Below are 12,557 nucleotides of genomic sequence, written 5' to 3'. Positions count from 1 at the left end.
TTCAATATTAAAATTCTAATTGCAGTCCTACCAAGATTGTTCTTACAGCAGGGTAAGTATAAAGGTTATATGCTCCTGGAACGAACAACGCTGTAGATTCACCAGATCCTACTGAAACCTCAGGTTCTCCGTGGAATTTAGTCACTGTAAATAGGTTTTGTCCCTGTACATATGCTCTAAGCTTATTGATTGGAGATCCTTCTCCAAGGAACGCTTTATCAAATGTATATCCTAGTGTAAGTGATCTTAATCTTAGGTAATCTGATTTTTCAATCCACTGATCAGAATCACGCATACCGTTTGAGTCAACTTTCTGGAATACTCCTGTATCTCCAGGGTTTTGCCAAACCTGAGCAGCAGCCTGAGCCATATTTCTACCTGCAACAGCCAATGTTGGATCAACAGCAGCAGCATACATGTTGTTATAAGTATATCCACCTAACTTAAATGCGAAGTCAGCACTGAAATCAAGTCCTTTATACTGAACTGTAGTTCCGAATCCACCAAAACTTTTTGGAAATGGAGATTTATCAGTAAGAGGAACTGCATTAGAAGCACTGTAAACATCAGTAACATTTCCTGCTTTATCATAATATAATGCTTTTCCGTTACTTGGATCTACACCTGCAAATCTAACATTATAGAATACATATGGAGTCTCTCCTACTTTTAGATAAGTATCTCCTAAGTTTCTTTCTGTCTGACCATCTGCTAATTTATCAAGAACTGATTTCTGGAATGAGATATTAGCATGTAAGTTCCAGTTGAAATCTTTCTTCTTGATTACATCTACGCTAAGCTCTACTTCAAGACCTTTCTGAGACATATCTCCCGCATTGATATACTGGTAGTATCCTCCTTCCTGTTTGTCCAAAGGTACAAGCTGTACGAAATCTTTTCTCTTATTTTGATAAACTTCTACCGATCCACGAACTCTTCTGTTCCACATCGTAAAATCTACCCCTAAGTTGGTAATCGCGTTAGATTCCCATTTAAGATTGCTGTTACCAATAATATAATACCCTTGTGAAGCTGTACCAGGATATGAAGTACCATTAGCACCATATAAACCATAGCTGATATTATTGACATTATAGTAATCTGGTAAAGTACCATCGTTACCTGTTGTACCGTAAGATCCTCTAAGCTTTAAATCATTGATAAACCCACCTTTCATGAAGTCTTCCTTCGCGATATTCCAAGCTGCACTTGCAGACCAGAAAATACCACTTTGATTATTGGCACCAAATCTTGATGAAGCATCTCTTCTCAATGATCCTGTTACCAAATATCTTCCTTCATAATCATAGTTTAGTAAACCTGCTAAACTGAATAATGTATTTCTTACCTTAACTCCAGTAAATGTATTTCTGTCAGAAGGTGTTGTAATAGACGGAACATTGATTACCGGAGATTTCAATCCGTAAGCCCCACCGTTCATTGTTTCGTTGTAGTTATCGTTATATTCGATAAATCCTAAGAAATCAAAGTTGTGGCTGCCGTATGATTTTTTATAGTTAATGGAGTTATTCCAAGTATAGTTAAATGTATAGAATGAGTTTTTGTTCAATGAACCTGTAGGAACTTTGTTAACTGTGATATCCAGGTTTGAACCTTTCTTCAACCATTGAGTTCCCATGTACCAATCGAAAAGTCCGTTAAAGTTTGTTTTAAACTTCAGACCATCGATGATTTTATATTCTGCGAATAACGTTACCGGAATTCTCAGTCTCTGATCATCTAATCTATAGTTACGGATCTGCTCAACAACGTTAGAACCAGCTCTCATTGTCTGATTATAACTTCCATCTGCATTATAAACCGGCTCATATGGAGCATATTTATACATTGCTCCAAATGGGTTCTGCGTATTATTTCTGTCTCTGAAATTCTGAGTTTCCTGATACTGAACACCTAGGTTAATCCCTACGTTTAGTTTTTCACTCAGTTTATTTGTAAACCCAAAGTTACCTGTATATCTCTTAAGCCCGTCGATATCTCTGATAATCCCGTTATCAGAATCATATCCTAAAGAGTAATAGAAAGTACTTTCTCTAGAACCTCCTTGTGCACTGAATAAGTAAGACTGAATGCTTGAAGGCTTTAACAGGTCTTTTTGCCAGTTGTGATCATAGGCAGCAAGTGCATCTATTTCCTGTTGAGATCTTGGTTTAAATCCAAGGTATCCTAATTGATTCTGGAAATCCATCAACTCCCTAGAATTCATCATGGTGTAGTTCTTGTCTCTCATCTTTTCACTGAAACCAAATTTAGTTTCAAATGAATAGTGAGTTTTCCCAGCTTTTCCGGCCTTAGTAGTTACTACAACTACCCCATTTGCTCCTCTTGCACCATATTGTGCTGTAGCAGCAGCATCTTTAAGAATTGAAATAGACTCTACGTCTGCAGGGTTGATTGCACTAAACTGTCTTGCAGTCATATACATTCCATTTACTACATAAGTAGGCTCTGAAGAACCACCAACACCGGCAATACCTCTTACCTGAATGGTAGCAGCAGCACCTGGCTGCCCAGTAGTACTTTGTACAAATACCCCTGAAGCTCTACCTTGTAAAGAGTTACCAATAGATGTTGTAGGAGAGTTTCTTCTGATTTCATCACCACCAACAACAGCCTGAGCCTGGGTAATTTCATCTGCTTTTTTCTTCTGGTATCCAGTAACGATTACCTCATCGATCTTATTCTCCTTCAGAACAGAATCATTCTTAGATTTTTGCGCAAAAGCAGCTTGTCCTAAAAAAAACAAAGCTCCTGCACTTAATACATGTAACTTCACATTCATATTAACAGATTTTAATATATTCAAGGGACAAATATGTCAATAAATATCTGTAACATCAATTCATTAAACTCTGAAAACAGGCTTCCAGAAAGGAGAAATTCACAGTCATACTTGAAAAATGATAGAGAATTATTTTAATTACATTTAAAAAATTAACAAAAAATAAGTCAATTTATACATTAACGGAATTTTAATAAATTCTAAAATTAAAATCAATTTACATTAAAAACTAAATTTCAATGAAAAAAATAAAGTAAAAAAATTATTTCAACGAAAAAAATAAAATAAATCAATTTTTAATTTTCAGGAAAATGGAGAAAAAACGACTTTTTTTCTTAAATTTTATGTAAAAAATACATCTTTAAAAGCAGAAGACCCTATTCTAAAGAGGGTCTCGCTTTAATTAACATTAAAAAAAGGTTAACATACTATACCTCTCAATCTGTTGATAGCTTTTAATTTTTCAAGAATATTTATCAACGTTTTCCAACTATTTCATTATTATTCATAAAAAAATATATTTGCTTTATCAGATACCTATATGAAATTCTACCAACCTGGGTTTTGTTGAGAGGCAAGCAATGGATTATTGACTACTTCATCGTTCGGAATAGGCCATAAAATTCTGAAATCAGTTTTTGGAATCATAGCTACTCCAAGTGGTCCTGTATAAGGTGTTCCCAATGTAAATGCCGATCCTGCAGGCATACTGTTAGCCATTTTAGCCGGGATACCCGGAGTAGGAACTAAATCATCATAAAGTAATCTCTGAATATCTCCCCATCTCATTCCTTCTCCCAAAAATTCAATTCTTCTCTCAGTAATAATAGCATCTACCAGAGAACTTATATTTGCAAATGATGCCGAAGTATACTGCTGAGCAGCTATATTAGCCAAGGATCTGTTTCTTACTTTATTCAGTTGAGTAATAGCATCGGTAATATTACCTAATCTTGCATTCGCTTCTGCCATAGATAAAAGCACTTCAGGATATCTTATAATAGGACTTCCATCTGATAAATTCGTCACATCTTTATATTTATTGATAAACTTTACCCCTGCAGAAGATGTTCTCACCATTCCGGTTTCCATTCTTCTTTTATCATCAACCATCCATCGTGGGTTTCGCCAAATAATAGGACTGATACAAACCAATGATCTGTTATTATACATTGATGCTAATCCTGCATTACTTCCGGGATTTGTATTAGCAGAATTTTCTATACTAAATATAGATTCCGAATTGTTGTAGTTATTAGCTAATACAAATGGCAGCTCAGGAGAATCCATAAGAGAATATAATCCATTCAATTTTGCACCTTCTACCAGAACCTTGTTCCAGTTCCTCATATGTAAATAGGCTCTTACTTTTAAAGCGATCACTGCTTCTTTAGTTGCTCTGGTAATTTTGGCATTTCCTGTTCTTGCACTTTTATTAGCGGTCAAAGATTCTGCTTTATCTAAATCTGCAATAATTCTAGCATAGGTTTCTGCCACAGTTCCTCTTCCCACCTTTAAACCTTCTTCAATTGCAGCAGGGGTAGAAATTGCTGTTACTCTATATGGAATACCAGGATGGCTGGCATCAGTTGTAAAATTATATGGCTGTGAAAAATGCTTTAGTAATTCCAAATGTGCTAACGCCCGTAGAAAATACATTTCACCCAGATAATTATCCCGAACTGCTGTTGAAATGACGCCGGTACTTTCTGCTTTCCCTAAACCTTCTATCGCAATATTTGCTTTATTAATAAGACCATAAGCATTCATCCAATAATGAACATTGTTGGGAGTTCCTCCATCATAGGTTGCAGTATAGGTAAGTTGATAAAATGTAGCTGTATTTACCACATCTTCTCCACGTACATCATTTTGCTCAACATAGGCTGCTCCAAAAACGTATCCCCTGGGAGTATTCGCAGCATCAGGAGTTGTTTTATAAATTCCATTCTGAGCAGCATTATATACTCCCATAATTGCTAGATCAACATTTACGGATGTAGCAAAAGCAGCATCCTCATAAATATTATTATAGGGTTGCAAATCTAAAGTTTCCCTCTCTGAGCAAGAGTTGATAAATCCTGTTAATAATATTAAGAAAACGGATATTCTTTTTTTTATGATATTGTTTTTCATTGTTATTTATTTTATAATGAAATATTTAAGCCCATACTGAATACTCTCTGACGAGGTGTTCCATTAAAATCTACACCTGCAGATTCCATTTCAGGATCTAACCCTTTGTATTTAGTAATAATGAATGCATTCTGAGCCTGAAAATAAATTCTCAGTTTTTTTACTCCAACTGGTTTAAGAATCTTTTCTGGGAAGCTATATCCTAAGCTAATGATATCAAATTTGATGAAGCTTCCGTCTTCTAAAAATCTTGATGAAGCATTACTTGTCTGATTGGTAAATGTATTATCAGCAAAATACAACTTGGGAGTCATTCCGTCACCAGGATTTGAAGGACTTTGCCATCTTCCCAGGATCTCAGCAGAATTATTATTGAAATTCAATGTCATTAAATCTCTTCTGGTCGCATTAAATATTTTATTTCCACCACTATATCTGACTGTTGTTCCCAAATCAAAATCATAGAATCTGAATCTTAAACTCAGTGCTCCAAAATATTTTGGTAATGTACCTCCAAGAATTTTCTTATCTGATAAACTCAAAGAAGCAGACTTACTAACGTCATTAGGATTAGATGGGTCGAAAACAGCATAAACACCCTTTCCAACAAGCCCCTGCACCAAACTTCCATCAGCTTTGTAATAAACAGGGTTTCCATTTACAGCATTTACCCCCCAATACTCAAAACCATAAATGGACTTTAAAGACTCTCCTACGCGAATGATATTATTGGCAGTAGGAAATATATCAGCGTTATTGTTTGCTAAAGCCAGCACTTTATTATTCATTAGTGTCAAGTTAGCATTGATGTCCAAACCAAACTTTTCAGTATTGACAATATTATAATCAGCAGAAAACTCGAATCCACGATTTCGCATATCCCCAATATTTTTAGAGATACTGTTATTAGGAACTCCAAGGGATAATGCAAGAGGAGAATCCAAAATCATATCTGTAATCTTATTCTCAAAGTAATCAAATGTCAGTTTCAGTTTGTTTTTAAATAATGAAAAATCTACTCCATAATCCATTTTATTACTTGTTTCCCACATAAGATTTGGGTTATTTATCTGTGAATAAGCGACACCGTTATAATCTGCATATTTGAAATTGCTATATAATCCCATATATGGATAGTTACCAATATCGGTATTTCCAACTTTCGCATAGGAAGCTCTTAATTTAAGATCTGAAATTACTTTACGAGCTCCTTCCATAAAATCTTCTTTACTTACTGTCCAGCCTACTGATACTCCCGGAAAACTACCCCACTTATTTCTGGAAGGCAATGAAGACAGTCCATCTCTTCTGACAGAAGCCTGTAAAAAATATTTACCATCATAATTATAATTAAACCTTCCAGCGTATGATATAATTCCTTGCTCTGTAATTCCTCCGCCGGATTGTGGTGTACCTACAGATCCGGAAATAATTCCATTATTAAAAAAAGGAGTAGATAAATTTTTTCCTCCTCCATAAAAACTTTGTAACTTCTGTTTCTGATATTCATGCACCATTACTAAAGTAACATGATGTTTTTCTGCCAATGTTTTATTGAATGTCAGAATATTCTGAATATTATTTCTTAAATAATCAGAAAAATCATTTCTAATCTCTCCATTTGTCCCCTGGCCATCTCCATGTACAGGATTATAATAGTAAAATCCTTTGGTCTGGGATTGGTCAACACTTACCTGAAATCTATAATTCAGAAACGGATATAATCTCACTTCTGAATAAACAGATCCGATAAGTCTGTTTACACTGGATTGCAACTTATTATTATCAAGCACATACATAATATTGGTAATATTATCTCCGGCCGGCAATAAGTTCTGCCACCTCCCCACTATTCTGGGATCAGAAAAATCAATATTGTATCCTGTAGGATGATCAGGGTTATAAATCGGAGTATTGGGCAATTGCTTGATGGCATTGTAAATATTTCCAGAAAGTGAAGATGCTCCGGTATTTAATCCAACATAATCAGTTTTTGTAAAGCTAAGGTTAGTTCCAATTTTTAACCAATCAAAAGCCTGATGGTCTATATTAGCTCTGGTAGAAAATCTTTTCATTTCATTAGGAATAGCAACCCCCTCCTGCTTGGTATATCCTATAGAAGTGTAGTAACTTGACTTTCCGAATGCTCCTGAAACAGATAAAAGATTATCTGTCTGAAAAGCCGCAGATCTTAAAACTGCTTTTTGCCAATCTGTATTATACTGTGTACCCACTGCAATGGCTGATTGACCTGCGTTTGCTCTCTTCTCATTTGAAATAGTAATAAAATCCGGGGTCTGCAATAGATTGTATAGACCTATTGGCATTGCATATCCTGCATAATTATTAAAATTCAGGTTTAGCTTCCCGCTTTTCCCTTTTTTGGTGGTAATCAGGATGACTCCGTTTGCCGCTCTGGATCCATAGATAGCCGTTGCTGCACCATCTTTTAAGACTTCAAAAGATTCAATATCATTTGGATTAATATCTCCAAGACCGTTGGTAGAAGTCTGCCCACCAACATCACCCGAGAAAATGGGTATTCCATCAACAATATACAAAGGAGAGATCCCGGAATTAATTGAACCAACCCCTCTTATCCGTACTCTGGGCGCTTCCCCCAAAATACCTGTAGTACTTGTGATCTGAACACCTGCTGCTTTACCTGCCAACTGCTGCTCAAAACTCGGAGCCGCAATAGTAGAAATATCGGAGGCTTTAATCGATGCTACAGATCCTGTAACTTCTTTTTTCTTCTGCGTTCCGTATCCTACTACCACAACATCTTCTAGTTGTGTGGTAATGGTATCCTTTTTTGCTTTTTGTGCCATTAAACCTTGTCCTAAAAAAAACAGAGCACTTGCACTGAGCACATGTAATTTTCCATTCATATTAACATATTTTAAGAATAAAGAAACAAATATGTTAATAATCCTTAACAGATTCAACTCACAAAACACTGTAAAACAACACCTTAAAAATATTTAATTCTTAATAAAGATTAATAAATACCATCCCAGATCGGGAATTATTCTTATTAATTAAAAAAATAAATCAGAATAGACATTTGACTCTATTTTAACAAGTGAAAAAAAAATCACAAGGTTTAACTTTATTAAAAAAAACAGTGCAAAAAATTAACAGAATGTAAAATTTATCTTAAAAAAAATCAAAATAAAACAATACAAATTCGCATAAAAGCATATAAATGATTAAAATATTCCATAAAAAATATTCCCAAAAAGAAAAGCATCTCAAAATATGAGATGCTTTTCTACGATTTACTAAAGGATAGTCTTACTTATGATAACTATAATACCTAGCTCCAATTAAAACCGGATTTTCAGTTTCAATAGAAACAAGTTCAAAACCTTTATATTGATTATTTACAGATTCCTTCAATTGTTTTCTGTGAAGTTTCTCATAGGTATCAAAATCAACAGAAGTTCTTTGGTTTAGTTTTTCGAATAAATTCCATTTCTCCACTACTTTTCTCCAGCCATCTGACACTTTACCTGCAAAAACCTTTGATTTTGAACCGCTTCCATAACCTACAAAACCAATTTCTTTTCCTGTAAGTTCTTCATTTTCATTAAAAGAAGTCTGTAATGCGGAAAGAAATGCCATAAAAATAGAAGCAGTGTACATATTCCCGATCTCGGAAGAAGCTCTCTGGGTCTTTTCTATCTTATCATTAATTAACTTCAGATAGTCTTCAGATTTAGCTACTGCTTTTTGTTCATCTGCGGTTTCATAGGAAAGACCATTCTCCAGGCTATAGATTTCTGTAAAAACCCTTTTCCCATGGAAGGCATAAGGAAGATGGAAAATAATGTATTTCCAGTTTTCATACGGCTTTTCCTGCCCTGTTATTTCTTTATAATGATTGTAAGCTTCTTTTATTCTGTCCTGATAGCACTGGTTAGAATATTGCCCGTCAAAAACAGGCTCATCTGTAAAAATTTCAATGGTGTCAGGATATGCTTCCGGAGCTCCATTCAAGTCTTCTTTCTTATATGATCTTCTCGGTTTGAAAAAATCAAAGACACTTTCTGAGGCAACTCCCCAATTATTTTCTATTTCAAGAAGATCCGGTTTTGAGGAAATCAAAAGAGCAACAGCACCGCCTCCTTGTGTATATTCTCCTGATGAAGCCAATTCGTATTTTGCATAGTCACTGGCAATAACGACTGCTTTTTTATCAGGATTTACTCTTACAAAGTCCAGAGCGTTATGCAATGCATCTACTCCTCCTACACAGGCAAAAGTCATATCCAATACGTCACAGTTTCTGAAACATCTTGTTCCAAATTCTTCTTCCAATACTTTTTCTACCATTTGTACAGCATAGGAAGCTGTAGGTTTTGCAGCATCCACCGCGCTTTCTGTTCCAAGGTATACTCTTGCTATTTCTTTAGGATTGATTTGATAGTCTTTTATAAGCTTTAGTAATGCTTCTGCTGCAAAAGTAGCAGCATCTTCATGAACATCAGAAAGTCCCATTTTATGAAGACCTAAGCCTTTTTCCAATTTTGCTGGTTCTATTCCTCTTTTTTCTGCTAAATCCTTAATTTCCAAATATAAACCAGGCACATAATAACCCGCTGCTTCAATTCCAAAACTCATAATTGTCTAAATTTTAAACGAATTTATGAAAGATAATGCAAAAAACAGTCGTAAAAAATGCTAATTTTTGCAACATCGTTAAAAACCAATGTATTTAAAAATAAAATCTAACAATTTAGGTATACGTAACTATAAAAAGAAAGCCAGCAAATCTGCCGGCTTCATTTTTTTACTTATAATTTTCAATGGCTTTATTAATGACATCGATCTGTTTGTTGATACTTGCTGCATTTTGTGGATTCTGTTTCAGCAGTTCCATTTTTTTGCTCAAACCATCTTTCAGCATCTGTAACATCATCATCTTAGCTTGAGGATTATCCGCCATTTGATTTTTGGCATATCCTGCTACTTTTGTAATGCTTTCTGTAGCTTTCAGGTTATCAGAAGTCATGATCCAATTGAAACCGTCTTCTGCAGCTTTTCCCAATTCCGGATTCTGGAATTTAATGAATGGGTAAAAAGTAGCAAGAGGGGCAATATTTTCTATCTGAGAGGTAATTTTGTTTTTAACAATAATTGGAAGCAATTGTGCTCTGAGTTCGTCTGATGCTCCTTTCATGTCAATTTTATCAGCCAGATTATTGGCTCTTGACGGGTCGATAGAAAGAAGCGCACTCATAGAATTTCCTTTTACCGCGTTGGAAACGGCATTTACACCTTTTTCAAATAAAGGAAGGTATTTTTTATCTTTTGTCTTTCCTAAAGCAGCAATAGCTGCAGCTTGAGTCAATGTTTTCGGATCATTGGAAGCCAGTTTTTCAACTTCAGCACCCAAAGCTTTCATTTGTTCAGGATTAGTAAGGTCCATTAAATTCAAAGCTTTTATTCTTACTCTGAAGAAAGGATCTTTTAATGCCGCAGCCAGTAATTTTACAGCAGCAGGGCTTTTCCCAGTCTGATCTTTAATTCCGTTTAAAGCCAGATATCTGCTTTTGAATTCTTTGGAATTGGTAAACTGCATCAGGTTCTGTTCCGGGGTTTTAGTATCTGTAATATCAGCCAGTAAAACTCCGTCTGCATTAACATTGATAAGATCCGGAGACTTAGAAACATCAAAATTGAAAGTATTTTTAGCTTCTGCATTTACCCAGACATTGTATCTTTTAGGTTTTCCGTTGTCATATACATCTATAGCCAGAGGAAATTCAAATGGTTTTTCCTGAGTCTGATTAATAGTTACAGTAACCTGTTTTTTCACAGGTTCAAATGTAGACGTATAATTTATCTTCGGGTTTCCGTTTCCAAAATACCATTGATTAAAGAACCAGTTCAAGTCTTTTCCTGACACTTTTTCAAAAGACAGTCTCAGCTGATGTGCTTCTGCGTTCTGATATTCGTTGGTTTTCAGATAATCATTCATTCCGGCAAAGAATGCATCATCTCCAAGATAATTTCTCAGCATATTTAAAATTCCTCCTCCTTTCTGATAGGTTACCAGATCAAAAACATCCTCACGGGATTCATAATTGAACCTTACCAGGTTTTTATTAAAATCAGTTGGATTGTGAAGATAATTATTCACATCAGTCATCAGGTGATAATCTGCCTGATCTTTTCCGTATTTATATTCATTCCAAAGATATTCGGAATAGTTCGCAAAGGACTCATTGACCGTAAGATTACTCCAGCTTTCTGCAGTTACAAGATCTCCAAACCAATGGTGGAACAGTTCGTGAGCAATGGTATCTTCCCATGTATTTTCGTCGATAAGCTGACCAGGTTTCTGAAGGATATCACTTCCATGAAGTGTGGCGGTTGTATTCTCCATAGCACCACTTACATAATCTCTTCCTGAAATCTGAGCATATTTTGCCCAAGGGTAGTCATAATTCAGTTTTTTGGAGAAGAAGTCGATCATTTCCGGAGTATTTCCATAGATCTGCTTGGCATGCGGTTCATATTCTTTTTCGATATAATAATCAACCGGAATACTTTTCCATTTGTCTTTTACCACAGCATATTCTCCTACTCCCATAAAGAAAAGATAGGTAGAATGTCTTTTATCCATCACCCAATGATCGGTTCTAAGCCCATTGGATTCTTGTTTAGAATCTTTCAGAAGACCATTGGAAAGGGTAACATATTTATCAGGAACTGTCATATAAATTTCCTGTGTTGTCTTTTGATTAGGTTTATCAATCGTTGGAAACCAGGCAGAAGAAGATTCTGTTTCTCCCTGTGTCCAGATTTGCGTAGGCTTATCCGGTTCTGTTCCCTGAGCATTAATAAAATACAATCCTTTTGCATCATTGATTGCCATATTTCCTTCCTGTTTCACTTCATTCGGACGGGATGTATATTTAATGTAAACGGTATAATCCTGATTTCTCTGATAGGTCTTATCCAGAGTAATTTTTAAAGTATCGTCTTTGTATTCGTATTTTAAAGGAGACTTTTTGCCATTGTTATCAAGAGCTACTTCATGAATCAACATTCCTTTTGCATCAAGAGTAAGCTCATTTGTTGCATAGAAGTAAGGTGAAGCGGTGAGCCATTCTTCCCCATTCATCTGTTCTTTCTGATAATCAAAATTTACTTTTAGCTTAGTGTGTTTAAGCTCCGTTACTTTAGTGTGGGTAGCTCTGTACACTTTTTCCCTTCCTGAAGTTTCAGTTTGTGCTGATACATTGGCGGAAAATAAGATTCCAAGTATTGCAATTGATAAAATGGCCTTTCTCATCGGTCTGCTTTATTATTTTTAGAATTATTTTTTTATGATGATGTCGAAAATATCATTGACTAATGTTTCATAGTCCCCTGTTTTAAGCTGTTCCTTCGTTTTTGCAAAAGCTTTTTTGAGTTCGCTTTCCGGATTTTCGTCATCCACTATTTCTGCGGATGCTACTCCTTTCAACTGAAGTACTGCATTTTTCAGTGCTTCAATGTCTGCATTTTCTTCTATATTAATTTTTAAATACTTCATAAATTTATCTTTAAGCATTTGAAATATACGATCCGCTACCAGCCTGTTGATCACTTTTCGGATGAAACA

General features: G+C 35.3%; 6 protein-coding genes. All 6 read right to left on the bottom strand.

Features of this window, described 5'->3' with window-relative positions; translation table 11 throughout:
- Positions 1–7 precede the first annotated feature (7 nt).
- The 6 genes from REB14_RS10300 to REB14_RS10275 all read right to left on the bottom strand — a co-directional run bounded on the left by REB14_RS10300 (position 8) and on the right by REB14_RS10275 (position 12,488).
- Complete coding sequence (locus REB14_RS10300; RefSeq protein WP_079242778.1) at positions 8–2,803, bottom strand: SusC/RagA family TonB-linked outer membrane protein; 2,796 nt, start codon at positions 2,801–2,803, stop codon at positions 8–10.
- Between the two features lie 549 nt (positions 2,804–3,352).
- The gene (locus tag REB14_RS10295; protein WP_309522113.1) at positions 3,353–4,939 is read right to left on the bottom strand and encodes a RagB/SusD family nutrient uptake outer membrane protein; all 1,587 of its coding nucleotides are present in this window, start codon (positions 4,937–4,939) and stop codon (positions 3,353–3,355) included.
- 11 nt (positions 4,940–4,950) lie between these two features.
- Positions 4,951–7,830, bottom strand: a complete 2,880-nt coding sequence (locus REB14_RS10290) for a SusC/RagA family TonB-linked outer membrane protein (protein WP_309522112.1) — start codon at positions 7,828–7,830, stop codon at positions 4,951–4,953.
- Positions 7,831–8,236: 406 nt separating this feature from the next.
- Positions 8,237–9,565 (bottom strand): hydroxymethylglutaryl-CoA synthase family protein, encoded by a 1,329-nt coding sequence (locus REB14_RS10285; protein WP_309522111.1) that lies wholly within the window; start codon positions 9,563–9,565, stop codon positions 8,237–8,239.
- A gap of 169 nt (positions 9,566–9,734) precedes the next feature.
- Positions 9,735–12,245 (bottom strand): M1 family metallopeptidase, encoded by a 2,511-nt coding sequence (locus REB14_RS10280; protein WP_309522110.1) that lies wholly within the window; start codon positions 12,243–12,245, stop codon positions 9,735–9,737.
- Positions 12,246–12,269: 24 nt separating this feature from the next.
- Positions 12,270–12,488: a hypothetical protein gene (locus tag REB14_RS10275; protein ID WP_062674294.1), complete on the bottom strand. Its 219-nt coding sequence runs from the start codon at positions 12,486–12,488 to the stop codon at positions 12,270–12,272.
- Positions 12,489–12,557: the final 69 nt, after the last annotated feature.

Origin of the sequence: Chryseobacterium metallicongregator, assembly GCF_031324065.1 — a bacterium.
Classification (GTDB): Bacteria; Bacteroidota; Bacteroidia; order Flavobacteriales; family Weeksellaceae; genus Chryseobacterium; species Chryseobacterium metallicongregator.
Note: the sequence above shows the minus strand (reverse complement) of the source record. Positions and strands in the feature narration are given on the sequence as shown.